Here is a 26,453-nt window from a genome sequence, read left to right on the forward strand (position 1 = left end):
GGTCAGGTGGCAACCCCATGCGCGAGAATGACGCCCTCGACTATTGGCACGATCAGGGCCCCGACTATTTCCGTGAACTCTCTACTTTCGGTGCATTACCGGACGAAGCAGTATTGCGCATGCTCCAGAAGGGCCGCGTGATCAGCCTTGAGGCCGGCGAACGCTTGTATTTCAAGGGTGAGAGTAGCGAAGAGTTCTACATCGTTCTCAGTGGCAGGATGAATTCCTGGATGCCAAGGCGCGACGGCGGCTGGACGCTGGCCCGCTGCCACGAGCCTGGCGACGATATGGGCTTTGTGCCGATGATTGCGCTGGTCGATAGGCCGGCCACAACCGAGGCCGAAGTGGATTCGGTCGTCCTCGAAATCAGCTGCGGCCAGTTCCTGGATTTGCAGCAGCAAGATCCGGACGTTTTCGGCCTGATGCTGCTGAACCTGGTTCGGGGCATGGCAAGAACCGTCATTACTATGGTTTCGATAATGGCTGAGCGGGACTCCCAATTGCACAAGGTGTATGCCAAGGCGCCCAAGTCCATAAAAGGTGACGCAAGAGTATGATATGTGGACGTTTGTCATTGTGCGGAGCTTTTGTGTTAGGGTTCTCGGGCAAAGGCCTCTTTGCTCACTAATCGCAACCCGAATACAGTGTTGTTTCCGCTGGCAAGACTGTCGGAGAGGGCGTTTTGAAGTCCATTTCGAGCACAAAATTTGCTCTGTTCGGCGCAGCCCTCATTGCGATCAGTTATGGTCTCGCGCGCTTTGCTTTTGGCCTGTTTGTGCCCCCGATCCGGGCTGACTTAGCCTTGTCGCCCGATCTGATCGGTGTTATTGGTGCCCTGCCGCTGATCAGCTTTGTTTTGGCAACATTGGTTGCCCCTTTGGCAGCAGTGCGCCTGGGTGCCCGCAATACTGCGGTGCTGTCTGGCGTTTTTGGTGCCGTCGGGCTGGCTTTGATCAGTCAGGCTGCCGGTGCTTTATCGTTAGGGGTCGGCGTTTTTGCGTGTGGTATCTGTACCGGTCTGATGATGCCAGCACTTACTGCGGCCATGCAGGTACTGGTGGACCGATCTGTGCACGGGCGGGTCAGTTCAGTGATGAACGCGGGCACCAGTATTGGTGTTGCTCTTGCAGTGCCTGCGGTCCTGTTTATGGCAGGAATCTGGCGTTACGCGTATATGGCGTTTGCTATCCTGGCGGTCATCGGAATGGTTGCGGCCTGGTATGTGATTCCCTCGGTGTCTCGAGTTACACCATCGGATGCGTCGCCGCCCGCTCCCATTACCACCACGCAGTGGTGGCGGCTGTTCAGGCTCTCGCTATTTGCGTTCGCAATGGGCTTCGTTTCTGCCGCGTATTGGATTTTTGCTCCAGATCTGGTGGTTACCCTCGGTGAGTTGCCCTCGAGCACGACTGGGTGGTTATGGCTGGCGGTGGGTATAGCTGGACTTGGCGGCGCCGTGGTAGCCGACCTTGCAGATCGTAACAACCCGCCCATTACCCAAGCACTGATGTTGATGATGCTGGCTACCAGCCTCGCGTTGCTGGCCGCCAGTCCCGACCAACTGATCCTGTCCGCTTTTTCCGCGATGGTTTTTGGTTTGGCCTATATGAGTCTGACGGGGCTTTACCTGATGACCGGCATCCGGCTGTTGCCGGGCCGGTTGTCGATGGGACCTGTATTACCTTTCTTGGCCGTCTCCCTGGGTCAGGCCGCCGGTTCGCCCATTGTGGGCGTGTTGGTGAATAATCTCGGCTATAGTGACGCTTTCGCGATCTTCTGTGTTATCGGCATTTTGGTGGCGCTGCTGTCACCCCTGTATCCGCGCTACATTGAAGACGAGTCCAGAGAGACCGCGGAAGAAGAAACCGGTCTGCAAGCGGCGTACGACTATCAGCTTCAGGACGAAGAGGGCGAACCCTACAGCTACGACAAATCGGCCGACTGACTCCAAAAGGAAACACGATGACGAAGCCAACTGAAGCCAGGCAGAGGGCGATTCTTGAGCGATTGGACAAATTCAGCCGCTTCACCGACAGCAGCATTCGCATTCCCTTCACCAGATTCCAGATTGGGGCCGAAGCCGTGATCGGCCTGTTGCCGGTGGTGGGTGACATGGCTGGCCTGGTGTTGTCTGGTTACGTACTGGTGGAAGCGCAACGAGCGGGAGCCAGCAAGGACGTGAAGCTGCGGATGCTGCGTAACATGGGCATCGATTTTCTCGGCGGCCTGCTGCCCGTGGTGGGCGACGCCTTTGACGCCATCTACAAGGCCAACACTCGCAACACCCGATTGCTGCGAAACTATCTGGAAGAACAATTGGCGGTGGAGCCGCCTCCGCCGCCATTCCCCTGGATGACCCTGATCTGGCTCTCGGTTCTGTTTGCGATCGTTACCGGCGGGCTGTCGCTGGTCCTATAATCTCTTCCATCAGGTTATTCAACGACTTCAAATAGTTTGCCCAGCCCGGTTTCGGGCTTCAATTTGCCGCATAAACGCAAGGCCTCCCAGAAGCTGACCTGATTGGCGGTCAGCACCGGTTTGCCAGTGGCTTGCTCCAGCGCCGTCAGCCAAGCGGCGGAATGCAGCGCGGTGTCGGGAATGAGCAAGGCATCTGAATCCTCTCGGGTGTTCGCGACGGCGAAATCAATCACTTCTTCTTTGCCTAAGGTGCCCACTTCAGCGGCAGTAACGATGCCCCGGCTGGACAGGTGCACCACGTCGATGTCGAAGTGATTCAGAAACGAGCGAAACCGCTGTGCAACCTCTTCGGGGTAGGTCGCCGCGATGGCTACGGTTTTCGCGTCAATGGCTTTCACCGCCCGTGCAAACGCCATGGCGGTGGTCGAGGCTGGCACACCGAGGAGTTTCTCCAGGGTGTCGATTTGCTGGCGAATGCCGTCCAGGCCAAGCACGAAGCTGGCGCTGGTGGAGGTCCACAGCACAGACTCGATCCCGGAGTCGGTAAGGGCCTCCGCCCCCACCGTCAGTCGCCCGATACTGCCCATTTCACTGAGCGCCTCCACGGTGTGGGCATCTTCCAGAAACTCTGTGTGAACAAGATGAACCTCGGCGTGCGGCTCTATCATGGAGCCCATCCGTGGGTAGTCATCCTCGGCGGCGTGGCCGGGGTAGAGGAAACCGAGTCTGGCTGGCGGTGATGTGTGGGTCATGTTCAGCTATGCCCTCGTTTTTTCTCTGCTAAGTGACTGGACTGAGCCTAGCTCAGTCCAGTCACTCACGCCTGTGATCGTCTTAGCTATTTCTCAGTTTGACGGAGGTGACTCGGTTTCGCGAACTCTCAGGCCGACGTTCACGGTTACTCATACGAAGACCCGCAATGACCGTCAGTGCGCCCAGCCAGATAGCCATGGCGTAGCGTTCGTCAAACCAGACCACGCCGATGACCAGCCCAAACATAGCCGCGACGGCACCAAGCTGGCTATAGAACACAGGGTTGGAACGTTTTTGTAGCTCGAACGCGCAGTAGTAAGTCAAAGCGGTAAGCAGGCCTTGAGGAATAATGATGGTAAGAAACGGCGTCCCGTACGCTGTTGAGACCAAAGGCGTTCTGAGTGCCACAGCCAGCGCACCCAGCGTCATGGCAGAGGCGAGCAGAGTGCCGGCGGCCAGCGTCATGGGTTTGGTATCGGTTGGCCAGGCTACTGAACGATAGACATTACCGATGGAGAGTGAGACTGGAATGAGAAGACCAAGGGCGAACCAAAGGCCATTGGGATGGTGCATCTCTGTGTGTCGTTGGAGAACAATCCAGGCGCAGGCAGAGACTGCAATTGCCAAGCCGGTGAGTTTTGTCCAGTTGCGGGATTCCAGGCCCATCGTAGTGGCAATCAGGAACGTGAATATTGGCGGCAGGGCGTACATGATGCCGGTGAAGCCAGCACCCAGTTTGGTAACCAGGTAAAACGCGATGGCGTTGGGAATGGCAATGCCTGTTAAGCCGCTAATCAAGAAATACCGGGTCAGCCGCCGTTTGAATATAGCGGAAGGCCGCGCGGTGCACAGAAGCAGAACCAAGCCCGCTATGAGCGTCTGCCAGAACGCATAGGTGATGGCTGGTACCCCCTGAGCGGTAGCGGTTTTCGCCAGGGCCAGCATCAGTGCAATGAGGAAACCGTTGGCCAGCAACAAACCCCATACAATGGCCTTGGGTGACAGTGGTCGGTGCGCGATCAGGGCAGTCATGGTCAGCCTACTCCAGTGTGCGGGGATGAAAGATTTGATGCTCAGTCTGCCTGAGGTTATTCAATTGATAACTGGAGATATTCGAATAATACTTGTTCCACTTTGGAAACTATCCGGGAGCAACTATGGCCACTGACAAACTGGTTGCCATGAAGATTTTTCGACGTGTCGCGGAAGTGGGCAGTTTTACCCGAGCGGCAGACGATCTGGGTGTAACCGCTGCGACGGTCAGCAAGCACATCGCTTTCCTGGAACAAGACGTTGGTACTCGACTAATCAGCCGGACGACACGGCGCATGCATCTGACTGATGCGGGGCTGGCCTTTCTCAGGCGAACCCAGGCGATTCTGGACGATCTTGAGGAAGCGGAGTTGGAGGCCAGAGGATTTCAGGCCGAACCCAAGGGGACCATCCGGATCAATGTACCTATGTCCTTTGGCCTGACCCACATCACCGAGGCCATCGATAGTTTCCTGAACCGTTATCCCGAAATAGAAGTGGACCTGCAGCTCAGCGATCAAATGGTTGATCTTGTCGAGCAGGGTGTTGATATCGCGATTCGGGTTCGTAGTGCGCTCCCCGATTCGAGCATGCTCGCCAAGCCGCTGCGGCAGTCTCGAAATATGGTCTGCGCATCACCCGGATATCTTGCGAATGCCGCGGAGATAAATCGCCCTGCTGATCTTGTCCAGCATAATTGCCTGGCGTTTACTCATCATGATCGGCCCCGAGTCTGGGAGCTGGGTGAGGAACAAGTGACGGTTAATGGCAATTTCACAACTGATAGCAGCCTGGCCATTCGTCAGAGCCTGTTGCGAGGTCTGGGGGTGGGCTTTCTTCCCCGCTTTCTGGTGCAGACGGATATAGAAAACGGGGCGCTGGTTCCGTTGCTCGAGGAATTCCCTCCCCGGCCTTACACCGTGTTTGCCATCTTCCCTCCCGGGCGGAAACAGCCAACGAAAGTCCGACTTCTTCTGGAACATGTGGATCAGCATTTGGGTGAAAAGCCCTATTGGGAGTAGCGTCTTGATGGCAAGGCGTTAATCGGTTTCTGCCCAATTGTTTCGAAAATGGAAAATATAAAGTTCCATACTGACCGTTGATCGCTACACCACGCAGTACCAGAGGGGCAGGAACGTTGCTTATTCAGATGTTGCGGGTTACGCCGATCATATAAAAAAGGCTTTAGCCGCAAAATCGGAAGCAGAACAGATAAGTTGGGCGCATCACCAAGCCTACATTGCGCTCGGGACGCTGCTTGCTGCAGCGGCTTCTATGAGAATTGACAGTTGTCCCATGACAGGGATTGACGCCCGTGCCTATGACCAGATTCTGGGGCTCAAAGATCTTGGGCTGGAAACCAGCGCCATTGTCGCGCTGGGTCTCAGGAGCTCGAGAGACCATAGCTCGGATTTACCCAAGGTCCGCTTCGATTTTGACGACTTCGTGATTCGACGCTAGGAATTGTAAACCGTAACCCCTACAGCGGAAACCGGGGTTCAGTAATCGCTTCGACGAGCAGCAGCACTATATCAGGGGGGCAAGAGTTGTTGGGGAGGTTTGTCCTTTCAGGCCTTGATCAACGATCGACGGAACAATTCTGAAGCCCCCTACGTTGGCCTTTGTGAAGTTTTGTAAATAACAACAAGGACAACAAAAATGCCTGACACTAATCTCTCTCCAATTCGTTATATCCGATTAATACCCGTTCTTCTCGCCTTGGCTGTTGCCGGCTGTGGTGACCAGTCCTCAGATTCGGAAGACGATAAGTCTGAGCAAGCTGGCAGTTCCTCGGAACGAGCCTGTGAGAATCCAGGGAACGGATCGCCTCCCCAATGTAAAGTTAGTTCGCCCGTATCTTGTAACGACGAGACCCCCATTGAGGGTGGCACCAGCTATCCAGTGATGCTCACCTCGGCCAGTGGTGAAACCATTGCCTTTCAGGTGTTGGAGCCGAACGGTGCGATTGACTGTGCAGAAGGCCACCCGCTGGTTTTGCATGGGCATGGATTTGGAGGCTCCCGGACCACTGAAGGCTTTGATCAGTATCGTGACGCCGGCTTTGCCGTGATCTCCATTGATCAAAGGGGCTTTGGTGAGAGCACCGGTACGGTTCGGGTAATGGATCCGGAATTTGAGGGGCAGGACCTGATTCAGATTCTCGATTGGGCTGAGGCTAATCTGGATTACCTGCGTTACCGGGAGGAGCCAGATCTGCCGGAGGAACTGAATCCCAATCTGGTGGCGGGCGCGATCGGTGGCAGTTACGGGGGTGGCTATCAAATCTTGTTGCATGGCCAGGATCCGGGCCAACGGCTTGACGCTTTGGTACCGGACATTACCTGGTACGATCTGCGTTACAGCCTCAATCCCGGTAATGTTATCAAAACCGGCTGGGACCTGGTGCTGGTGGCAGGCGGTGAAGCCGGCTCGACGGGCAAGGGTAACGGTGGTTTGGACCCAATCATCCGGGAAATTCTTGCCCAGGGCGCGACATTGAATCGCTTCCCTGAGGCCGGCCTCGATTTCTTCTACTACCACAGCCCGGCGTATCGTTGTTCCGGCAAGCCGGTTACGGTGTCCGAGGATTCTGGTCTGCTGACCTACCAGATGAATCCGCCCGCATTCGATGTTCCACCCACGCCTTATGCGGAAGTGGATGTGCTGCTGACTCAGGGTATGAAAGACACCTTGTTCAACTTCAACGATGCCTGGCGCAACTTCGAGTGCCTGAAAGCCAGTGGCGGTGACGTACGACTACTCACTCACCAAACCGGCCATATCCTGCCCGTTGAGGCACCTGACGAGCTGCAACCGGGAGAGTATGTCGATCCCACAGCAGACTTGCTGGAATTGCCTGGTTTCCAGGGCGCGGCGGGGAAGTTTGCCTGCGGCGATATCTCGATATCAGACGCCACCCTGAACTGGCTGGAGCATCATTTACTAGGCAAAGACTTGGCTGGATATTTTGATGGCACAGATTCCAACATCTGTCTGTCGCTGGATGATGGTGAGTCAATCAGCGTTCCCGTGGATTCGTTTCCGGCACCGGAATTGAACGCAGGTGTCCTTTCGGGCGCTAACGTGGTCGAGCGGTCGGTAGCGACTGAAACACCTATCGCCTCCGGTTATGAGGCGTCTGCAACCGCAACCCAGCCCCCAGTAGCATTGGTTCTGGGGCAAGCTGGTGCAGACGGGGTCACCTTGGGAGGTATTCCAACGGCCAGGCTCACGGTGTCTGACTTGACCGGGCGCTCAACCTGTGACGTAGAGCTGGACCCCTACGCCGCCGGCTGTGATCCCATTGTATTTGTTGGTCTTGGCAAGCGTGCAGAGGGGGAGGGTCGCTGGCAGCTGATCGACGATCAGATCAAGCCGGTGCGCGGCCTCAAGGATCAGGCGGTCATTGAACTGGTCGGTGTGGCGGAGGCTCTGGCGCCCGGCGACGAACTCGCGCTGCTGGTTTACGGATTTCACCCTCAGTTTCCTGCGAGCTGGTCACGGGATGCCCTGGTGCCTTTTGTGAACCTGGCGGGCACGGTGCAACTGCCAATTTTGGAGGGATTGCTGGAAAACCCTCGTTAAAGAAGATTGGGTGGGGCGCTGTCTTAGCGAATTCTTCACCGCGCTGAGGCAGCGCGCCAGCGCTTTCGTGACCTGCATCCGCCTGCAGCTTTTGGCAATAATGTGTCGAGACTGTTTATTACTTTATTGTATTTGGTAAGAACTTTTTTCCTAAAATAAAGTCGTAGAAGGAAATCAGGAGGACTCGAAATGGCCGACTCAAAAAACCGCCCTCAATCTGAAGACCAGACACCCACGCGTGGTGATCGAAGATTTGCTGTGTCCGCAAACAGGGACAAGGCCAGTCACAGGCTTCGTTACGTTGAAGCCGGAGGCGCTGCAGTGGACACGGAGGAATGCACGTTTTGCCAGTCCGTTCCGGAGCTTTTCAAAGGCGAGGAAAATTGAACGCAGGGCAAGGATTTCTTTCTATCGAACTCTGAGCGGGAGGTACATCAACATGAAAAATGCACATCAGATGGTCGAAGCCGCCAAGGCCCATATCAAGGAAGTTTCGCTGGATCAGGCGAGCGACGCCATCAAACAGGCGGACTTTTTGATCGACGTACGCGAACCTGATGAATTTCGCGAAGGCCATATTGCCGGCGCAATCAATATTCCCCGTGGTCTATTGGAATTCAAGCTGAGCGCTGATCCCGCACTTGACGACCGTGGACTCAACCTGGTGATTTATTGCAAGAACAGCGGGCGCGCTGCGCTCTCGGCCCAGGCCATGAAAGAAATGGGCTATGCACATGTTCTGTCGATTTCCGGGGGGATAGATGCATGGCAGGCTGCGGACAAACCGGTCGTAAAACCCTCATTGCCAGAGTTCGATTAGTTATAGGTGTCCCGAGCGTTTTTTCGCTATTGATCGAGAGCGGCATACCTTTTCAGGCCTCGTTCGGCGCCACAGGGAACATAATTGATTGATCATGCGTTGCCCTTTGTTAGGCTCTTGTTGAAACAACAAGGACAACAAAAAATGTCGCACTTTAATTTTCGCCCAATGGTCGGGGCGGCAGCATGAGCGATTACAACATCAACGGTCTCGCTATACCGTTATTCCTCATCCTGATGCTGGTGGAATATGGCGTGTTGCGGCTGCAGGGTCGCAGTTTGCACCGCTTTAACGACAGTGTGAACAGCCTGTCCATGGGCTTGCTGTTGCTTATTTCCGATGCCTTGCTGAAGGCCTATACCTTCGCAGTGTTTATCTGGTTGTGGCAGAACCATCGGCTGATTGATTTTCAGGTGGAGAACCCCGTTACCTGGCTGGTGTTCTTCCTGGGCGTCGACTTCTGTTACTACTGGTTCCATCGCATTGCACATCAGGTCAACGTCCTGTGGGGTGCGCACGTTGGTCATCACCAGGGTGAGGAATACAACTTCACCACGGCATTGCGCCAGAGCGCGTTCCAGTATGCCTTTTCCTGGGTGTTCTACCTGCCGCTGGCGGTGCTGGGCTGTCCGCCGGTGGTTTTTGTGGTCCAGTTTGTGGTGCTGAAGATGTACCAGTTCTGGTTGCACACTCAGTCCATTAATCGCATTCCGCTGATGGAAGGGGTGATGTCGACGCCCTCTAGCCACCGTGTTCACCACGCCAAGAACCCGATCTACATTGATCGCAATTACGGTGGCACCCTGGTGATCTGGGATCGACTGTTTGGCACCTGGCAGCCGGAGTTGGAAAACGAGCCGTGCCACTATGGTACTACCCGCCCGCTGGATACCCTGAACCCGGTTCGCGCCAACCTTCAGCACTGGTCGATGCTGGCCCGGGATACCATTAATACCGCGCGCTGGCAGGATAAGGCGTCGCTCTGGTTTCGGCCCACCGGCTGGCGGCCGGCAGATTGCCTGGCCATGGACGCCACCGACCCGGGCATGCAGAAAACCGGTTGCAGCGACCGACCAAAGTACGATCCGCAAACCAGCTCTGGCAAAAAACTGTACGTTGGCTGCTCCATGATGCTGACGTTTGTTGTCTGCACGGTTTTTATCTTTCTCTCGCCGCAACTGCCTGGGTGGCAGGTAGCCACGGGCACGGTGTTGGTGATCGGCGGGCTGGTCATTGCCGGAGATCTGTTGGAAAACCGTACCCGCTTTCAGTGGCTCGAGTGGGTGCGAGTGCCACTTCTGGTTTGGTTCGCCGCAAGTCTCTGGAGCACAATGGTTCTGGGCTGAAAGCCGATTCATGCGTTGATCTGGGTCAAACCCCCAGAACTGGCGGGGGTGATAATTAGAGTGGCATATTGTAACGATGAAGAGGTGTCATTATGGACAAGGACTCCCCCTGCATTGTTGTGGCCTGTGATGGTTCGGAGCAGTCGCTGAGCGCCGCCAAGCTGGCCTCTGATTTGGCCGAAGCCATGGGCCACCCGCTCAAGTTGCTAACCGTATATCCGTATGCCAAATCCTCAGTGCTGGTGGTGGCTGGAGTAGAGCGTGGCAAGATTGACGAGGAGCGGGAAAAGCACGGCCAGGAAGTATTCGGTGCGGCCAGAGGGGTGCTGGGCGGACAGGTGGAAATCCGGGAGGAGATCCTGCTGAATGGTGACCCCGCTCACGAAATCCTGGAGTACATGCACAACCATCCGGGTGCGCATCTGGTGCTCGGGCGCCGTGGTTTTTCCGCAGTGCGCAGCCTGCTGCTGGGTAGTGTCAGTGAAAAAGTGGTCCGGCACGCCACAGGGCCGGTGACCGTGGTCGGGCAATAAGGCCTTCTTCACTCAAAGACGCTTGAGACCTTTACGGATTCAGAATCCGTATTTCTCGCCGCCACCGATTCATGAACACATCGCGACGCATGGGGTCCACGAATGCCAGCAGTGAGGCATCAATGGGAATTGGGTAGAGGCGCTCGCCAACCTGATCCCGCAGCCGCTGCGAGGTGTAAGGGCCGACCACATCCGGCAGCACACTGAACAATGGCGTTTCGCCGGCAAGAATCTGTTGGCCGTCGGCGCTCAGCAAGAAATTCATGAATGTACGGGCCGCCTCGGGGTTGGGTGCGTAACGATGGATAAACGCCATGCGCATCATCACCAGTGAGTAGTCCTGGGGAATCTGCACAATAAGCTCAGGATGGCTGCGGGCCCACTGGATAGCGTAGGAGCCGAGCAGGTTGTAGCCAACCCAGTAGCGTCCATCGGTAAGTCCTTCAAGCATCTTCTGGGTGGAATTTTCCAGTTGCACGTCGGCCGCGCCCAGAGCGGCAACAAGATCCCAGAACCGGGGTGAATAGCGGGCATCCTGTTGAAACAGGGTGTAGCCGATGCCGCTACCGGAGGGTGAATAAGTGGTGACCCGGCCACGCAGCATCTCTTGATGAGTATTCAAGATGGTGTGGAGGTCGGCATGAGTCTGGGGTGGCAGCATGTGCCGCGCCAGGTTGAGACGGTATACGGTCACGATGGGTTCGAAGGTAAAGCCAAATACTTCGTTGCGCCATTTCGCCCAGCTTGGCCACTCGCTGGCGGCGTCGCTGTTGAGCGGTTGGGCGAGGCCGTCATTTACCCGGGCCATCTGCCAGGGCATGGCCGAGCTGATGACCACATCGGGAGCTGGTGAGGCGCTTCGGGCTCGTTCATCCACCTCAAGGGTGGACCGGTCCTGAAATGACACCTCAATTTCCGGATGGGCCCGTTCAAATGCTGCGAGCAGTGGCGCCACCACGGGCAGATCCAGGGCGGCATCAACTTCGAGCGTGGTTTTATTCTGTGCCTTTGCCGCAGATGGCGGCAGGCTCACCGCTAAAAACAGTGTCACAACAAAAGCCGAAAAGTGCGGCCACAGCCAACGTGCCATGTCAGGTCTCCTCGGCCAGGGTTGGAAATAGGATGCGCACGCACAGGCCGTGGCCTGGCTCGCTGTGAATTTCAAGTGTCGCCTGATGCCGTTGCACGATGGAGTTGACGATGGCAAGGCCGAGCCCGGAGCCCTCGGTGTCCTGGCGCCCGCCGCGCTCGAAAGGCTGGTGCAGACGGTCCAGCAACTCGGGGTTTACCCCAGGGCCGTTGTCCTGGATCCGCAGTTCCACCGTGTTTTCCTGCTTGGTCAGGCCCAGGGTAATCTCGCTGCCAGCCGGGGTATAGCGCAGTGCGTTGTCGATAAGGTTGCCGATCAATTCGTGCAGAGACCAGGGTTCGCCCTGAATATAAATTGGGGCGTCGGGCAGGGCAGCCATGCCTAAATCGTGATGTTTTGCGATGTCGCGATCGGCCCACTCGGTGATCGTTTTGCGCAACAAGTCTGACAGATCGATCTGCGTCTTTGATCCGGCCTCGGCGTGGCGCAGGCGTGACAGGCTGAGCAGTTGCCCGGCAAGGCGGCTGGTGCGTTCACTGCTGTCATGAACGGTTTGCAGCGCTTGTCGCCAGTCCTCTGGCTGGTTGCTTTGCAGCGCCAGTTCGCTGGTGCTTTGCAAACCCGCAAGAGGTGTTTTTAGCTGGTGGCTGGCATCGGCGCTGAAGCGTAGTAGCGCATTGCGGCCTTCCCTCTGTCGTTCGAAAAGAGCGTTCAGGGTTTCCGCCATGTCGTACAGCTCGCCCGGCACTTCCGCGTTCAGGGGGCTGACGTCATCAGCTTTGCGCTGGCGGATGAGCTGTCGCAGACGCCGGACCGGACCCAATGCCGTTCGAATGGCCACCAGCATCAGCAGCCCGGTCAGCATAACCATGACAACAAACCGGATCAGAGCCTTGGTGAATAGGTCTTGGGTCAGGGATTCCCGGCCGGAAAGGGTGTGGCCGACCCAGATCTGCAAAGGCTCCACGGATTCCCAGCCAGCGGATTTCAATTGGCGGCCGTGAACCCTGATGGATGCGCCGGCATACTGAAGGAAACTCCAAACCGGCTCGGACTGACGTGACGACTGGTGATGCAGTGTCTCCAAAATCGCCGCATCCAGATTGCCCGTCACCGACTGGCCGTCGCTGTCCACAACCGTATAAAACACCCGCTCCTGCTGCTCGGTTGCGAGCATCTGAAAAGCTGCGGCGGGTATTTCCACCACTGGCTGGCCACCCTGCCACTGGACCGCTTCGCCAATGGTCAGGCTGGCCGCTTGTAGCAAACTATCATATGCACGATCTGCTGCCCGCTCCGCGCTGGTGTATGCCTCAATCAGCAGAAATGTGCCAAGAACGCCAAACGCTGCGAGCAGCCAGGCACCTAACCGCTGTTTCAGTGTGCCCTTGACAACGATCACTCCGGATCATCCTCCAGGCGATATCCCAGGCCGCGCAGAGTGCGGATGCGCAAGCCGCTGCCTTGCAAGCGTTTGCGCAGTCGGCTGACGTAGACCTCCAAGGCATTGGGGCCGGCCTCACCAAAGCCAAACAACCGGTTAATCAGGTGCTCACGCGGGGCAATACGCCCTGCGTACAGTAGCAAACCCTCAATCAATCCCAGCTCCCGGGGCGGTAGATCCAGGTGCTCACCGAACAAGGTGGCGTTGCCAGAGGCGGGATCAAAGCACAGGGGGCCAAAGCGGAGATGGTTGTCGATGCGCTGTTGGCTCCGGCGTAGCAAGGCTCGCACCCGAGCCTGGAGTTCCGGTAGGGAAAAGGGTTTGGTCAGGTAATCGTCGGCACCCAGGTCCAGTCCTTTAACCCGCTCCGCCACGCCGTCGCGGGCCGTCAGGATCATGATCGGTGTGGTATCGCGTCGCTCGCGAATTTCCGCCAGTAACGAAAGCCCACTGCCATCCGGCAGGCCCAGATCCAGCACCACCAAGTCGAACTGGCTGTGCGCCAGCGCCGCGCGCGTCTCTTTCAGGCTGGTGAAAACCTCAACGGTGTTGCCCAGCGGTGCCAGTCCCTGATGCAGGGAGTCGGCAATCAACGGGTCATCTTCGACGATCAGCAGACGCATGGGGGGCTTCTTTAAAATAATGGACAGCGATTATAGATGGCTGAAAGGTTAATGAAAGGTTGTGTCCATAGGATAGCTCTTGCCATCGATACGATGGCTTGCGGAGGCGCATCGCTGCGCTCCGCTCAAAACAAATACAACAGGAGTTCCACATGAAATTCAACACCGCATTCCTTCGTCGGTCTGCAGCTGCGGTTATCGGCGCTGCCTTAATGACCGGATCTGTCCACGCCTTTGCCAAGCCCACCGAATGCATCGCACCTGCCAAACCTGGCGGTGGCTATGACCTCACTTGCCGTCTAGCCGCCAACTCCCTGCAGGAGACCGGACTGATTGATCAGCCCATGATGGTAAGTTACATGCCCGGTGGTATCGGGGCCGTTGCTTACAACCACGTCAACGGCGTGCGCAAAGACGACCCCAACCTCATCGTTGCCGCCAGTACCGGCGCTGCAGTTAACCTGGCGCTGGGCAAATTTGGCCAGTACGACGCCGACGAAGTGCGCTGGTTGGGTGCTCTGGGTGTGGATTATGGCGCCATCGTGGTGAAAGCTGATGCCCCGTGGCAGAACCTGAAAGAGCTGGCCCAGGATCTGAAGACACAGCCTGGCAAGATCGTCTTTGGTGCCGGCGGTACCGTTGGCAGTCAGGACTGGATGAAGGCAGCGCTTACCGCCAAGGCAGCCGATGTTTCACCCCGGGATTTGCGCTATGTGGCCTTTGAAGGTGGCGGTGAATCTCTGGCGGCGCTTCTGGGCGAGCACATCCACGTGTTCACCGGCGATCTTTCCGAACTTCGCCCACACCTGGATTCCGGCAAGGTACGTGTGCTGGCAGCGTTGGCGGAAGAACGTGTAGGCGGCCCCTATGCTGATATCCCCACTGCGGCCGAGCAGGGCTATGACGTGCAGTGGCCAATCTGGCGCGGGTACTACATGGGCCCGGATGTGAGTGATGAAGCCTACAACACCTGGGTTGAGCGTCTGAAGGAACTGGCCGGCACGGAACAATTCGCCGAGATGCGTGACGCACGCGGCCTGTTTCCGATGGAGCGCTATGGCGACAACTTCGACACTTACGTGAAAGAGATGGTTGTCCAGTTCAAAGAACTTGCTAAAGAAGTTGGGCTGACACAATGAGAATTGCCGCCGACCGTATTCTGGGGCTTGCCTTGATCGGTTTGGCGGCATTCGCCGCCTTCAATGCCTCACAGTTTCATGTCAACTTCAGCTACGAGCCCGTTGGGCCGAAAGCATTCCCCATCCTGCTTTCGGCCATTCTGGCGACCTTGTCACTGGTGCTGGTGTTCCGGCCCGGCGAGAACGGTGACTGGCCCGACAAGCGCGTGACCCTGAAGTTGTTGGCCGTTCTGGGTGTGCTCCTGGTTTATGCCCTGCTGTTTGCCCGCCTGGGGTTTGTCGTCATGACCTTCCTGACCGTGCTGTCTCTGGCCCGCCTGTTTGAGGCCTCCTGGAAAAAAGCCGCGATTGCTGGATTGTTGATGACCCTGGGGAGCTATTACCTGTTTACCCTCGGCCTGGGTATCGCTTTGCCAGGCGGCCATTGGCTGCCCGACTTCAACTGAGGTGCCTGGTATGTTTGATTTTCTGATTCAAGGTTTTGATGTTGCCCTCAGCCCCATGAACCTGGGGTTGGCCTTTCTCGGGGCACTACTCGGCACGTTGTTTGGCGCCCTGCCAGGCATCGGGCCTATCAATGGCATTGCCATTCTGATGCCGCTGGCTTACACCCTTGGGCTGCCTGCGGAGTCCGCACTGATCCTGCTGGCGGGTGTTTACACCGGGGCAGAATATGGCGGACGTATGTCCAGCATCCTGCTGAATGTTCCGGGCGATGCCGGCGCGGTGATGACCACTCTGGATGGACATCCCCTGGCCAAGAAGGGACTGGCTGGACCCGCCCTGGGGCTGTCTGCGGTCAGCTCGTTCGTGGGCGCAACCATCGCTATCATCGGTCTGACGTTGTTCGCACCGTTGCTGGCGGAAGTGGCTGTGATGTTTGGTCCGGCCGAATTCTTCGCACTCATGGTGTTCGCCTTTGCGTCCATGTCGGTGATGATGGGTAACGATCCGATCAAAACCGGTATTGGTGCCGTGCTTGGTGTGCTGATTGCCATGGTAGGCGTCGACTCCGGTACGGGTGTAATGCGATATACCTTCGGCATGGCCGAGCTGTACGACGGTATCGATTTTGTGGTGATGATTATCGGCCTGTTCGCCATCAGCGAGATCCTGCTGATGCTGGAGCATGCCCACGGCAAGAACGCCAACCAGGAAATGCCTCCACTGGGCCGTGTCATGGTCAGCGCCAAAGAGCTGCTTTACTGCAAGTGGGCGATGCTGCGCAGTGGTGTGATTGGTTTCATTGTGGGTGTGTTGCCCGGCACCGGAGCCTCAGTGGCTGGCGCGGTAACCTATACCACCGAGAAGCGTCTGTCTGACAAGCACAACACTTTCGGTACCGGTGATATGCGCGGTCTGGCCGCTCCCGAGGCGGGCAATAACGCGTCCGCGGCTGGCTCTTTTGTGCCGATGCTGACGCTCGGCATTCCAGGCTCAGGAACCACCGCGGTTCTGCTGGGCGCGCTCATGCTCTACAACATCACGCCCGGCCCCATGCTGTTTACGGAACGCCCGGAAGTGGCTGGCGGTCTGATTGCATCCCTCTATATCGGCAACCTGGTGCTGTTGGCGCTCAACCTTCCTCTTGCGGGCCTGTTTGCCAAGACCCTGACAATGCCCCGCTGGGTACTGGTGCCGGGAATTGCAATCCTGGCTTTTGTTGGTGTCTACCAGCTGCATTCCGATTTGATGGCCATCTACCTGATGCTGATCGTTGGAGTGTTTGGCTATGCGTTGCGTAAACTTGGCTTCTCGCTGGCGCCGGTGATCCTCGGGTACGTGCTGGGTGGATTGATGGAAGATAATCTGCGCCGGGCGCTTTCCATCAGCGGCGGGGAAGTCGGGATTCTCTGGGATTCGGCGATCTCTATCTGCCTGTGGATTGCTGCCGCCATGCTGCTGGTATTGCCATGGCTGTTGTCCCGAGCGTTCTCGCGCAAGTCGCCGGTGACGGCGTGATGATCTGGGTGACTCAGCGTTGATTACTCTGATCAAAGAGCGTTGCATCGCGGGTGGCAAGCTGCTGCCCGCGCTTGCGATTGGCGCCGGAGGCGGCGGCCTTGCCTACGCCGTTCACACCCCTTTGCCCTGGTTGCTGGGTGCCTTGATTGCCACCACGGTGCTCAGCCTCGCTGGCGTCCGGCTGCAGGCGCCAACTTCATCGCGCAAAGCGGTGTTGGTGGTGATTGGTGTGATGCTGGGCGGTGCGTTCACACCGGATCTGGCGGCGAACCTCTCGCTCTGGGGGATCAGCCTGGCTATCATGTTTATCGCTACTGCGGTGATGATCGTGGTCTCGGTCTGGCTGAGCCGGCGAGTTGCCGGTAACTCGGTTGAAACCGCCATTTATTCAGGCGTTCCTGGTGGTATCTCCTCCGTTTCCCTGATGGCCGCCGACACCAGTGCTGATATGCGGATCGTTGGCCTGACTCACGGAGTTCGTATTCTGGTGGTGTTGTTGGTGATTCCACCGTTACTGCAGTGGGCTGAACACGTTAGCCTCCAGCAGCCCAGCATGACGTTGGCCCAGTGGCTGGCTTTCCCGGGGTTCGACGAGTCGTTGATGTTGGTGATTGCCGGTATTGCCGGTGCCTGGCTGGGCCAGTGCCTGCGCTTGCCGAATCCGCTGCTGTTTGGGCCGATTCTGTTGTCCGGCGCCTTGCACGTCAGTGGACTGAGCGAAGCGACGATTCCGCCCGTGATCATTGCTTTGGCCCAGGTTGTGATTGGTGTTTCAGTTGGCGTCAGGTTCGTGGGGGTGTCGCTGGCGTCGGTGGGATCCACTATCTTTATCGCTCTGGTTCAGGCCTTGGTGCTGCTGGTTATTGCTATAGGTGCCGCCTGGATTGCACACGTGACCACCGGGTTCTCACTGGCTGCGGTACTGTTGGCGTATATGCCGGGCGGCGCCCCCGAGCTCAGTCTGGTCGCGCTCTCCCTGGGCATTGAGCCGGCGTTCGTTACGTCACATCACCTGGCACGCATTACCATCTTGATTCTGTTGATGCCTGCGCTGGTGGCGTTTTTGAAACGTATTGGCAGTTGAATGAGTTGGGGAGCCCGCTGACCCCTCTCGGCGGGCTCCTTCACATCCCTGAATTGTCGCAGCTCAGTTACACTGACCCGCCTCGTAGAATCCTTCGCTGGTTTCCTTCACCCAGGTGTAAACCCCGGATACGGAACCGAGGAAGTCATCCCCGCCAGTCGAGTAATAGCCACCGGTATAGTAAGCGCGGCCTGCGTTGTCGTGGTTGAGGTTGGTGTCGTTCCAGTCCTGGCACACTGGTGGCTCACCGCCGCCTCCGTTACCGCCACCACCACCACCACCGCTGCAGGCAGTCGGTACGCTGGCGTACCAGAGTCCCGGATCCCCTTCGTACAGGGTGACACTGTTCCAGGTGTCATAGGACGCGCCGATGTCGACGTTGTCGCCATTGGCGAAGGTGCGGTAGTTGTAGGCTCCGCCGGCATAGGCGCGGCCCGCGGAGATGTGTGCGTTGGGCGAGGCCGTGGCTTGCTCACAGGTTTCGGTCGGGGCATTGGGGTCGTAAACCACTACCTCGCGGTCTTTCACGGTGGTATTGCTGTCACTATCCGTGGCTGAGTAGGTGCAGGTGTAGGATCCGACGGTGGAGGTATCCACCGCACTGCAATCGGCTGTGACAGTGACCGAGCCGTCTTCCGCGTCGTCGGCGGTGGCGCCCGGGTCGGTGAAGGTGGTGTTAATGGCCACCGTCATAGGATTGTCGCCAATCAATGTGATGACAGGGAATCCTTCAGGCTGGGAGCCGTCACGGCTATGACGATCAAAGAAATCCCAGATGATGTCTGGGTAGCTGGGGCCGACTTTCACAGACCATTTGCCGTTGTTGCCATTGGCCCCACCAACCCAGTAATGCCCGTGATTCGTGTCCTGGGTATTGGGGGTGGATAGAGGGCCATCGAGGTAAATGGTCTCCACTACAGAACGGGTGCCGACAGTACCGTCTTCGGTGTAGCGAATATGTTGGCAGCTGTAGTTGTTCTGGTAGTAAGGCGCACACGCGGTGGAAGACGCCTGAGCCGCAGTGGTGTGGTCGAAGGATGGAGTGCCGAAGACCTTGAGGTGGGCATCTCGGGTGTTATCCGCAGCAGTTTTCAGAACGGTGCAGTCATTCTCGTTTTGCAGCACCATCAGCGGAATGGGATAGCTGTCGTCCAGTTCGCTCTGCATATCCGAAATCACACGGGACACGCTGTGAAAGTTGGCGCTGCCCGGGCATTGGCCTGACAATGATACCGAGCCGGCATCTTCGCCGTAGGGCAAGCCAGCAGCGGGTGCGGCGGCGGCCCAGTATTCATTATGAGTCACGGCGGCAACGATGGTCATGGCGCCGCCGGAAGACAAGCCGGTGATGAAGCGGCGGTTGGGGTCGATGGCGTAGTTGGCCTCAACGGCAAGACCGATCTGGTGCAGGTCTTCCGTCTCGCCTGCACCTTCGTGGCGATGATGATCGAACCAGAATCCCCAGCAGTTCTCGTTTCGTAGACCGTCGTAACTGGTGATAAAAGGAGCCACAAGAATGAACCCATAGGTGTCGGCAGCGGCAGTCAGACCCCAGTCGTTGAGTACATCGTTGTTGGTCTGTTTGCAGCCATGCAGCGCCATCACCATGGGGGCAGGTGTGGTGATGTTATCTGGCACATACACTTTGTAATCCCGGGTGCGGGACTGGCTGTAGGGTTGTTGCGGCAGGGAATAAGAGTAGGTTTGGCCCGCAGAAGAGGGCGCGGCTGGCGCCATCAGCAGGGCTGACAGCATAAATGTCGACAGCGCGGTGCCAACGCGCAGTGATATGAATGAACCTGTGATCATCGAATGCTCCTTTTATTGGATTTATTGTTCGGCGGGTAATACCAAGGAAGTTTCGTGCCAGTCCGGTAACTGGTTGATCTTAATGGTTTTGGCCTATCGTGAGCGGGAAGGAGTGGCCGGGAATCCGGACGGGGTGTCTGGATTTCCTGACGAAAAGCATTACCAGAAATCCCCGGAAGCGTGCTAAAACTCGCGGCCTCGACAGCGGCCTGCGCATATCTTCGTGAGCCCTTTGTCTTTCTCAACCAATCGGGATGACGATATGTCAGACAAATTTTTCTACAAAGGCCGTCAGGATGCGCGTCAGCATCACACCACTTACGGCGGTTTTCAGACCAACGCAAGCCAGAGGAGCGGCACCCGGAAGTTCCCGTTGTCGCTGGTGGTTACCAATGAAGCCCGCAAACAGGAGATTGAAGCGCAGGTGGCCGAGGCTGGGCTGTACGCTGAGGTTGCTCTGGATACCTGCGAAGGCGCTACGGAATCTATCAGCGAGCTGACGGTGATTCTGAACAAGGGCAGTACAGTGACCGCGGAGAAACTGCCGTCCCGTAACGACCCGTGCACCTGCGGCAGCGGCCTTAAATTCAAGAAGTGCTGTGGCTGACGGCCATTGAGGTGATTTGATGATTATTTGCGGTGTTGAACTGAGCGGCAGCGATGCCGTGGTGTGTTTGCTGAACCTGGACTACGGACAGTTCAGTCTTCCCGAGTGCAAGGTGCGCAAGCTGACACTCAAGAAGAACCACACCCGAGCAGACCTGCAGGAATTCCAGGCCTCGTTCGCGAAGTTACTGTCTGACGATAGTGTGCAGAAAGTCGCGATCAAGGAGCGGATGCCGAAGGGAAAATTTGCGGGTGGCGCCATCAGTTTCAAACTGGAAGCGACTATTCAACTGATTGCAGAGGTGGACGTTGACGTGACGCTGTTGTCGCCAGCTCAGATCAAATCCACGCTGGCGGCAAATCCGCTGCCGATCACCTTTGCGGAGACCGGCTTGAAGGTGTTTCAGGAGACCGCATTCGTCGTTGCGTTTGTGGCGCATATGGCGAAGTAGCAGGTTGTAAGAACCTGGGAAAATGCTCAGAGCTCGGTTTAGGTTTTATCTGTTAGTATTCGGACAAGTTTAAATCGCCCATCTAATCGTGGAGTCTGTTGCCTGTGAAGCGTTCTTTCCTGTTTGCCACCGCCGCCACTGCGCTGTTGTCTGGCTGCCAAACCTCTACCTACATGTCGTCCGCGGCGACTGACGGCGATGGCGTAACCTGCAGTGAAATCTACCAGGCATTCAATGCCTACGATCGTGATCGCCAGTCCGCTGAGGCCCTGGCGCAGCTGAGCGCGCTTGTCAGTCCGAAAGCCGGTAGCTACGCCGAGATGGGTGTTAATTCTGCCTCGAAGTACTATGAGCAGATCGAAGCCAGCGCCAATATTGCACTGGCTATTCGAGGCTGTCAGCCGGTTGGATGAAGTGTCGCTCGAGCTCATTCCAGTCGCGCAAATTGGGGCTAGGATCGAGTGCCCCCTCATACAGTCAGCGCAAAGCTCAGCAGCCAGCGGTTGCCACGTTGGATTTTCTCGACGCGATGCTGGTAGAGGTCCGGGCGAAACAGGATGACTCGCCCTGCCAGATTCACTAGATTCCGTTCACAGACGAACTCCCCGCCCACTTTTGGTTTAACCAGAACACAGTTGAGTTTGTAAAGACGCCCCTCGGCAATCATATCCAGGTGGGGCCCCACCTTATGGCCTTCCGGGTAGCGCACCAGATAAATATTCAGTCGTTTAGACCGAAGGAGGATTCGGGTTTTTACATTCGCTGTCATAATGACAATAGTCTCACATTGAATTTTAAGGAACCAAACGCCGTATGCGATCTGTTGCCCTTCTTGATGGTGGTCTTGGCCAGGAAATTTACCGGCGCGCACGCGAGGTAAGCTCTCCTCTGTGGTCGGTCGCTGTCATGCTGGAACAGCCGGAGGTGGTGTCGAGTGTGCATGAAGACTTCATCCGGGCCGGGGCCAGAACTCTGTCGCTCAATACCTACGCGGCCACGCCGACCCGGTTGCTTGAGCAGGGCATGCTCGATCAGCTGGAAGCGATTCATCACCAGGCCTTCACTGTGCTGGAGAAGGCGATTGAGGCCGCCGGCGTTGACGTGGATATTGCTGGCTGTTTGGGGCCGTTGGTAGGAAGTTACCAAATCCAGCCAGATCGCTCTTTCGAGGATCTGAAGAAGGAATATGACACCCTCGCTCGTCTTCAGTCCCGTGCTGATGTTCTCCTTATCGAAACCATGACCAACACTCTTGAAGCCAGAGCTGCCTGTGCTGCCGCTCAAGCTTCAGGCAAGCCCTTTGGCGTGGCCTTTCGCCTGGAAAAGGATGGCAAGCTGAAATCTGGAGAAAGCCTCGAGGAGGCTGTAGCGGCTGTCGAGAGTTACGAGCCCACGGCGGTGATGCTGAACTGCTGTGATCCTGAGGTGCTTACTTCAGCAATGCCCCGGTTAGCTGGCTTATACCCCGTCGTTGGTGGTTACGCCAATGCCTTTAAAACCGTTGAGCCTATGGCGCGAGGTAGATCCGTTGACGTTTTGGAGGCACGGATTGATATCTCTCCGAGCGCCCATACTGAGCATGTCCGTCACTGGCTGGCGGATGGTGCCAGGGTGGTCGGTGGCTGTTGCGAAATCACGCCCACACACATTCGCCATCTCGCTGACTCTCTGGCCGACGAGTTCACCTTTATTCGGTTTTCTCAGCTGCCAGGGCAGGACTGACAGTCAGTCGGCCCGGTTCTGCTGCTTCCGCTTTGATCGCCGGGCCTCAATGTACTGCATAGCGTCGTTGTGAAGAGGCAGGTGTAGAGCGTCGAGCAGGTCGTAACGGTCGTAACCCAGATCGGACAGTATCTCGTCCCTTTCCGCCAGAAGTGACCGAGCCATGCGCCGGAACTTCTGGCGCCGCGAATAACTCTCCATCCAGACGGTAAACGGCTGTTGAGGGGCAAATTGATGATGCTTCTTGAATGCCAGCATGTTCGTCACCTGCTTGTTAGTGATGGACTCGTTAAGCGCACATGTTGTCTCGTACCTACCGTCCCACTCGTATTCTGTGACAATAGGATGGCGGTCATTATGGGTTCAATCAAACGAAAAGAATTTAAGTTTGCCTTCAGTTATGCTTAAGTGAAATTGCACTGTTAATCACGGGAGGCGAGACACGTGAACATGCCCCTGCTCGATAACGACGTACTCCGAACCTTTGTAGCGATCTCGGAATGCGGCACCTTTACCGAGGCCGCCAAGGTGGTTCACCGGACCCCTTCTGCACTGAGCATGCAGATCAAGCAGCTTGAACAGAACCTTGGGAAAAGCCTGTTTATCCGTGAGCCCCGGCAGGTCACCCTTACCACGGAAGGTGAGGTTCTGCTGGACTACAGTCGCCGATTGCTTCGCCTGAACCAGGAGGCGGTGCAACATTTCGTTGCTCCCTCACTTGAGGGCAAAGTGGGGATCGGTACCTCCGACGATGTGGGGACCCGAATTTTGCCGGAGGTTCTTGCTCAGTTCGCCCGGTCCTATCCGGCGGTTTTAGTGGATGTGGTGGTCGGCTCCAGCAAGCAGAACCTGGCCCGCCTGGATTCCGGGGATCTGGACATGGTTCTGGTTACCGTCGCGAATGAAGGTCGGAACATCCGTGGCGAGGTTGTTCACGATGAGCCATTGGTCTGGGCCGGTCGGGAAGGCAGTTCTGCATTTCTGCGGACGCCGCTGCCTATCGCGCTGGCCCACGAAGGCTGCGCCTGGCGTCAGATGACGCTCCGGGCTCTGGACCGCGTCGGGAAACCTTACCGCATTGCCTATACCTGTGAACATTGCTCAGGGCAGGAGGCCGCAATGGTGGCTGACCTGGCGGTGGCGCCGTTCCCCAAGAGCCTGGTTCGGCCTCCCTTGAAGCAGATAGTTAGCGATGACTTACCGGAAATTGGTTCCTACCAGCTGGCTCTGGTTCGTCGTGGCTCCAATCCTCTGAATGACGCCCTTGCCAGTCATGTAAAAGGCGCGTTTCAGAGCCTCAGGTAAGTCGGCCTAGTTTGTTGTGGCTAACGAATGGGTTGGGCGAAGAGTGCGCCCAGGCGTTGGTCGTCGTCGGATCGAAAATTTTCCAGACCAAAGCGAGCCGGGCAGGGCACCTGATCCGGTGAGAGGTAGGTTTTGAACAGGCGGTCCCAAAGGGTAAGGATCTGCCCGTAATTGCTGTCGGTTTCTGGTTGCCAGGCGGAATGGTGGATCTGGTGCACCCTTGGGGTGACAAATACTATGGCGAGCTGTCGTTCCAGGCCCTCAGGCAGACGGACGTTCGAATGCGACCAGAGCGCAAAACACCTGTGCAAGAGCACATACGTCAGCAGGTGGGCGGGTGTGAAGCCAAGCAGACCAATAAACCCGGACATCAGGATCAGTGTAAGGCCAACTTCGCCGGGGTGGTGCCGGAAAGTGGTGGTAACGTCCATATCCAGGTCGCTATGGTGAGTGCGATGCAGGCGCCACAACCAGCGCAGTTCGTGACTGAAGCGGTGAACCCAGTACAGACTGAGGTCCATGACGATAAATGCCAGAAGTGTGCCCCAAAGCAGTCCAAGGGAGCTGGCATTAAAGGCCCGCCATGGCCCGTCGAACGCGACCAGCGCCAAAGCCAGCGGTAAAAAGAAGCGTATTAGCTCGTTGGTGAAGGCGAGCCCGATGTTATTGCTCCAGCGGGCCAAGCGGGAATAATGCAGCGGATTCCTGGCGAGGATGGGCTCAAGCGCCAGCAGCAAAACGACTCCGACCAGTGTTACCAGCCCATAGATTCCCATGAGGCCCCTCGCCGAACAGGCTCAATGACCCGCGGACTACGATACAGCCAAAGCTCGCACCCCGCAGCACTGATCTACTTGCGAAACTTCCTTGCAAGAAACAGCATGACACCGGCGGTGGCGAACAGGCCGAGAATGCCGGGTTCAGGTACGGATGCAGGCGGCTGAAACTCTCCACCAACACCACCTGCCATTGCTGCGGCAGAGATTAGAGATAAAAGTACGAAGGCAATTGTTGTCTTCACGGAAAGAACTCCTTTTCGTGGGTTCTCGGATACCTAAGCAACATTCGCACCTTATTCATAAGGCTTATAAAATCAGCATATTAAGATTATTGGAAAGCCATGGTGTAAAAAAAACTGACTATTTGGCAGGACGTTTTTTCTTGGCGCGTATTGGAAGCGGGGGAGCCCATGCAGGCGAGCTCCCTCATACATCGGGCATGGGCCTTACTTCCTGAAAAAGGTCAGGAACGCACCGGCTGCAGCGGCGGCGGCACCGCCGATCAGGAACCACATGGTTTCGTCTGTATATTGGCCTGTGAAGGTTTCGGTAATTTGACCGCCCACCGACTGGGTAGACTGATAGCCGAAGAAGAGCAGAGCAATACCTACCACGAGCAATACCACACCTACGAGTTTCGAGCTTCCCATTTCGTGTTCCTTTTCAGGTGCTTGTTGGATGTATCTTCTGGAAACCCTCGGAGCTTGGCATCTCAACGATTGTCCGGCAAGAACATTGTCTGTGAGTTCTTTCGATCAATTTGCCACCAGATTTTGGTAGTGCCCGGTATCAGGGGCTCCAAGCCACCTATCCTTCATGTGCTAACAAAGTTATCCACAGATGTTGTGGGTAATTTGGCGCGCCGAAGGGGAGTTAAGGGCAAAGGCGAGAAAGGCCTACGAAGCTTGTTTGGCCTGATAAAACTGACGGATGGCAGTCAGTAATCGGTCCACATCCTGGCGGTTAACATCACGATGGGTGACAAAGCGAAGCGGATTGCCGGCGGTGATCAGGATGCCTTGTTCAGCCAGGTGATCGCGCAAGTCCGTCGCCTGGCCAACCCGGCAGCGGGCATAGACGATGTTGGTTTGTGTGCTAGCGAGATCAACTTCCAGCTGGCGAATTTCGGCAAGACCGGCGGTCAGCGCCTGGGCGTTGTCGTGGTCCTCTTGCAGCCGTCGCGGCCCCTGGCCGAGTGCGATCTTGCCGGCTGCGGCAAGGATGCCGGCCTGGCGCATGCCGCCACCCACCATCTTGCGCAGCCGTCTGGCGCGTTTAATGAAGTCCTCTGAACCCAACAGCAGTGAGCCCACTGGAGCGCCGAGACCTTTCGATAAACAAACACTGACCGAGTGATAGTGCCGGGTGATCTCCGTGATGTCGCAATGGCAAGCGACCGCTGCGTTGAATACCCGGGCACCGTCCAGGTGCAGTTGCAGCCCATGCTCATCACAGAAGGCACGCGCCTGGCGTTGGTAGTCCAGGGAAAGCACCTTGCCGCCGATGGTATTTTCCAGTGACAGCAGGCGGGTCATGGCGAAATGGAAATCGTCGGCCTTTATCGCGGCGCGGGCCTTGTCCAGATTGATGCTGCCGTCCGGCTCATTCTCGATGGGCTGGGGTTGAACGCTCCCCAGCACGGCAGCGCCGCCGCCCTCGTAGCGATAGTTGTGGGCGGCCTGACCGCACAGGTACTCATCGCCCCGGCCACAGTGGCTCATGATTGCCAGCAGGTTGGCCTGGGTACCGCTGGCGGTGAATAGAGCCGCCTCAAAGCCGAGCCGGTCGGCGGCGTAAGCCTCGAGGCTGTTGACGGTGGGATCATCTCCGTAGACATCGTCGCCTACCTCCGCGCGCGCCATTGCCTCGCGCATCTCCGGGGTCGGTTTGGTAACGGTATCACTACGGAAATCGATCAAGGTGGCAGCTCCTAGCCTCTAAATTAAAT

General features: G+C 57.0%; 30 protein-coding genes. 18 read left to right on the plus strand and 12 right to left on the minus strand.

The window, feature by feature from the left end:
• The first annotated feature begins 17 nt into the window (after positions 1–17).
• From FCS96_RS04515 to FCS96_RS04525, 3 genes are all read left to right on the plus strand, one after another.
• A complete protein-coding gene (locus FCS96_RS04515) occupies positions 18–557 on the plus strand; it encodes a Crp/Fnr family transcriptional regulator (protein ID WP_138439020.1) in 540 nt (179 codons plus the stop codon).
• A gap of 125 nt (positions 558–682) precedes the next feature.
• On the plus strand, positions 683–1,945 hold the full coding sequence (locus tag FCS96_RS04520; protein WP_138439021.1) for an MFS transporter: 1,263 nt from the start codon (positions 683–685) through the stop codon (positions 1,943–1,945).
• 17 nt (positions 1,946–1,962) lie between these two features.
• On the plus strand, positions 1,963–2,418 hold the full coding sequence (locus FCS96_RS04525) for a DUF4112 domain-containing protein (protein ID WP_138439022.1): 456 nt from the start codon (positions 1,963–1,965) through the stop codon (positions 2,416–2,418).
• 14 nt (positions 2,419–2,432) lie between these two features.
• Here FCS96_RS04525 and FCS96_RS04530 read toward each other — a convergent pair whose 3' ends face one another.
• On the minus strand, positions 2,433–3,170 hold the full coding sequence (locus FCS96_RS04530; RefSeq protein ID WP_138439023.1) for a maleate cis-trans isomerase family protein: 738 nt from the start codon (positions 3,168–3,170) through the stop codon (positions 2,433–2,435).
• Between the two features lie 82 nt (positions 3,171–3,252).
• Positions 3,253–4,203 (minus strand): DMT family transporter, encoded by a 951-nt coding sequence (locus FCS96_RS04535; protein WP_138439024.1) that lies wholly within the window; start codon positions 4,201–4,203, stop codon positions 3,253–3,255.
• Positions 4,204–4,328: 125 nt separating this feature from the next.
• Between FCS96_RS04535 and FCS96_RS04540 the strand changes: the two genes are divergently transcribed.
• The 6 genes from FCS96_RS04540 (at position 4,329) to FCS96_RS04570 (ending at position 10,487) form a co-directional block, all read left to right on the plus strand.
• A complete protein-coding gene (locus tag FCS96_RS04540) occupies positions 4,329–5,225 on the plus strand; it encodes a LysR family transcriptional regulator (RefSeq protein WP_138439025.1) in 897 nt (298 codons plus the stop codon).
• Between the two features lie 151 nt (positions 5,226–5,376).
• Positions 5,377–5,664, plus strand: coding sequence for a nitroreductase family protein (locus FCS96_RS04545; protein WP_228264040.1), 288 nt, complete (start codon positions 5,377–5,379; stop codon positions 5,662–5,664).
• Positions 5,665–5,862: 198 nt separating this feature from the next.
• Positions 5,863–7,788 carry an alpha/beta fold hydrolase gene (locus FCS96_RS04550; protein ID WP_138439027.1) on the plus strand — a complete coding sequence of 642 codons (1,926 nt, stop codon included), beginning with the start codon at positions 5,863–5,865 and terminating at the stop codon, positions 7,786–7,788.
• A 439-nt stretch (positions 7,789–8,227) separates the two neighbouring features.
• Positions 8,228–8,608, plus strand: a complete 381-nt coding sequence (locus FCS96_RS04560) for a rhodanese-like domain-containing protein (protein ID WP_138439029.1) — start codon at positions 8,228–8,230, stop codon at positions 8,606–8,608.
• Positions 8,609–8,793: 185 nt separating this feature from the next.
• Complete coding sequence (locus FCS96_RS04565) at positions 8,794–9,954, plus strand: sterol desaturase family protein (protein WP_138439030.1); 1,161 nt, start codon at positions 8,794–8,796, stop codon at positions 9,952–9,954.
• Between the two features lie 92 nt (positions 9,955–10,046).
• Positions 10,047–10,487, plus strand: coding sequence for a universal stress protein (locus FCS96_RS04570; protein WP_138439031.1), 441 nt, complete (start codon positions 10,047–10,049; stop codon positions 10,485–10,487).
• A gap of 31 nt (positions 10,488–10,518) precedes the next feature.
• On the opposite strand, the gene FCS96_RS04575 is transcribed toward FCS96_RS04570, so the two are convergent.
• From FCS96_RS04575 to FCS96_RS04585, 3 genes are read right to left on the minus strand one after another with little or no spacing between them, the layout of a single operon-like run.
• Positions 10,519–11,577 carry an ABC transporter substrate-binding protein gene (locus tag FCS96_RS04575; protein ID WP_138439032.1) on the minus strand — a complete coding sequence of 353 codons (1,059 nt, stop codon included), beginning with the start codon at positions 11,575–11,577 and terminating at the stop codon, positions 10,519–10,521.
• Between the two features lies 1 nt (position 11,578).
• The gene (locus tag FCS96_RS04580; protein ID WP_138439033.1) at positions 11,579–12,979 is read right to left on the minus strand and encodes a sensor histidine kinase; all 1,401 of its coding nucleotides are present in this window, start codon (positions 12,977–12,979) and stop codon (positions 11,579–11,581) included.
• Entirely contained in the window at positions 12,976–13,644 is a 669-nt protein-coding gene (locus FCS96_RS04585) for a response regulator (protein WP_138439034.1), read from the minus strand. Before FCS96_RS04585 ends, FCS96_RS04580 begins: the two co-directional genes overlap by 4 nt.
• Positions 13,645–13,796: 152 nt before the next feature.
• Here FCS96_RS04585 and FCS96_RS04590 point away from each other — a divergent pair, with 152 nt between their 5' ends.
• The 4 genes from FCS96_RS04590 to FCS96_RS04605 are packed head-to-tail and all read left to right on the plus strand — an operon-like array spanning position 13,797 to position 17,832.
• A complete protein-coding gene (locus FCS96_RS04590; RefSeq protein ID WP_138439035.1) occupies positions 13,797–14,783 on the plus strand; it encodes a Bug family tripartite tricarboxylate transporter substrate binding protein in 987 nt (328 codons plus the stop codon).
• Positions 14,780–15,229: a tripartite tricarboxylate transporter TctB family protein gene (locus tag FCS96_RS04595; protein ID WP_138439036.1), complete on the plus strand. Its 450-nt coding sequence runs from the start codon at positions 14,780–14,782 to the stop codon at positions 15,227–15,229. Before FCS96_RS04590 ends, FCS96_RS04595 begins: the two co-directional genes overlap by 4 nt.
• 10 nt (positions 15,230–15,239) lie before the next feature.
• On the plus strand, positions 15,240–16,745 hold the full coding sequence (locus FCS96_RS04600) for a tripartite tricarboxylate transporter permease (protein ID WP_138439037.1): 1,506 nt from the start codon (positions 15,240–15,242) through the stop codon (positions 16,743–16,745).
• Between the two features lie 19 nt (positions 16,746–16,764).
• A complete protein-coding gene (locus FCS96_RS04605) occupies positions 16,765–17,832 on the plus strand; it encodes an AbrB family transcriptional regulator (RefSeq protein WP_138439038.1) in 1,068 nt (355 codons plus the stop codon).
• 63 nt (positions 17,833–17,895) lie between these two features.
• On the opposite strand, the gene FCS96_RS04610 is transcribed toward FCS96_RS04605, so the two are convergent.
• Complete coding sequence (locus FCS96_RS04610; RefSeq protein WP_138439039.1) at positions 17,896–19,641, minus strand: extracellular catalytic domain type 1 short-chain-length polyhydroxyalkanoate depolymerase; 1,746 nt, start codon at positions 19,639–19,641, stop codon at positions 17,896–17,898.
• A 262-nt stretch (positions 19,642–19,903) separates the two neighbouring features.
• Between FCS96_RS04610 and FCS96_RS04615 the strand changes: the two genes are divergently transcribed.
• The 3 genes from FCS96_RS04615 to FCS96_RS04625 all read left to right on the plus strand — a co-directional run bounded on the left by FCS96_RS04615 (position 19,904) and on the right by FCS96_RS04625 (position 21,112).
• Positions 19,904–20,248: a PBPRA1643 family SWIM/SEC-C metal-binding motif protein gene (locus FCS96_RS04615; protein WP_138439040.1), complete on the plus strand. Its 345-nt coding sequence runs from the start codon at positions 19,904–19,906 to the stop codon at positions 20,246–20,248.
• Positions 20,249–20,267: 19 nt separating this feature from the next.
• Positions 20,268–20,699, plus strand: coding sequence for a DUF3010 family protein (locus tag FCS96_RS04620; protein ID WP_138439041.1), 432 nt, complete (start codon positions 20,268–20,270; stop codon positions 20,697–20,699).
• Positions 20,700–20,803: 104 nt separating this feature from the next.
• Positions 20,804–21,112 (plus strand): lipoprotein, encoded by a 309-nt coding sequence (locus FCS96_RS04625; protein ID WP_171040666.1) that lies wholly within the window; start codon positions 20,804–20,806, stop codon positions 21,110–21,112.
• Positions 21,113–21,168: 56 nt separating this feature from the next.
• Here FCS96_RS04625 and FCS96_RS04630 read toward each other — a convergent pair whose 3' ends face one another.
• Entirely contained in the window at positions 21,169–21,468 is a 300-nt protein-coding gene (locus FCS96_RS04630; protein WP_138439042.1) for a 2OG-Fe(II) oxygenase, read from the minus strand.
• 44 nt (positions 21,469–21,512) lie between these two features.
• On the opposite strand from FCS96_RS04630, the gene FCS96_RS04635 reads away from it, so the two are divergent.
• Positions 21,513–22,421 carry a homocysteine S-methyltransferase family protein gene (locus FCS96_RS04635; RefSeq protein WP_138439043.1) on the plus strand — a complete coding sequence of 303 codons (909 nt, stop codon included), beginning with the start codon at positions 21,513–21,515 and terminating at the stop codon, positions 22,419–22,421.
• 3 nt (positions 22,422–22,424) lie between these two features.
• On the opposite strand, the gene FCS96_RS04640 is transcribed toward FCS96_RS04635, so the two are convergent.
• Positions 22,425–22,679, minus strand: a complete 255-nt coding sequence (locus tag FCS96_RS04640; protein ID WP_138439044.1) for a hypothetical protein — start codon at positions 22,677–22,679, stop codon at positions 22,425–22,427.
• A gap of 192 nt (positions 22,680–22,871) precedes the next feature.
• Between FCS96_RS04640 and FCS96_RS04645 the strand changes: the two genes are divergently transcribed.
• The gene (locus FCS96_RS04645; protein ID WP_171040689.1) at positions 22,872–23,726 is read left to right on the plus strand and encodes a LysR substrate-binding domain-containing protein; all 855 of its coding nucleotides are present in this window, start codon (positions 22,872–22,874) and stop codon (positions 23,724–23,726) included.
• 20 nt (positions 23,727–23,746) lie between these two features.
• Here the strand turns inward: FCS96_RS04645 and FCS96_RS04650 are convergent, their stop codons facing one another.
• The 4 genes from FCS96_RS04650 to ltaE form a co-directional block, all read right to left on the minus strand.
• Positions 23,747–24,502, minus strand: coding sequence for a sterol desaturase family protein (locus FCS96_RS04650; protein ID WP_138439046.1), 756 nt, complete (start codon positions 24,500–24,502; stop codon positions 23,747–23,749).
• Between the two features lie 74 nt (positions 24,503–24,576).
• Positions 24,577–24,747: a PEP-CTERM sorting domain-containing protein gene (locus FCS96_RS04655; protein ID WP_138439047.1), complete on the minus strand. Its 171-nt coding sequence runs from the start codon at positions 24,745–24,747 to the stop codon at positions 24,577–24,579.
• Between the two features lie 204 nt (positions 24,748–24,951).
• Positions 24,952–25,155: a DUF3185 family protein gene (locus tag FCS96_RS04660; protein WP_138439048.1), complete on the minus strand. Its 204-nt coding sequence runs from the start codon at positions 25,153–25,155 to the stop codon at positions 24,952–24,954.
• Positions 25,156–25,401: 246 nt separating this feature from the next.
• The gene (ltaE, locus tag FCS96_RS04665; RefSeq protein WP_138439049.1) at positions 25,402–26,424 is read right to left on the minus strand and encodes a low-specificity L-threonine aldolase; all 1,023 of its coding nucleotides are present in this window, start codon (positions 26,422–26,424) and stop codon (positions 25,402–25,404) included.
• Between the last annotated feature and the right edge of the window lie 29 nt (positions 26,425–26,453).

Origin of the sequence: Marinobacter alexandrii (genome assembly GCF_005871205.1) — a bacterium.
Classification (GTDB): domain Bacteria; phylum Pseudomonadota; class Gammaproteobacteria; order Pseudomonadales; family Oleiphilaceae; genus Marinobacter; species Marinobacter alexandrii.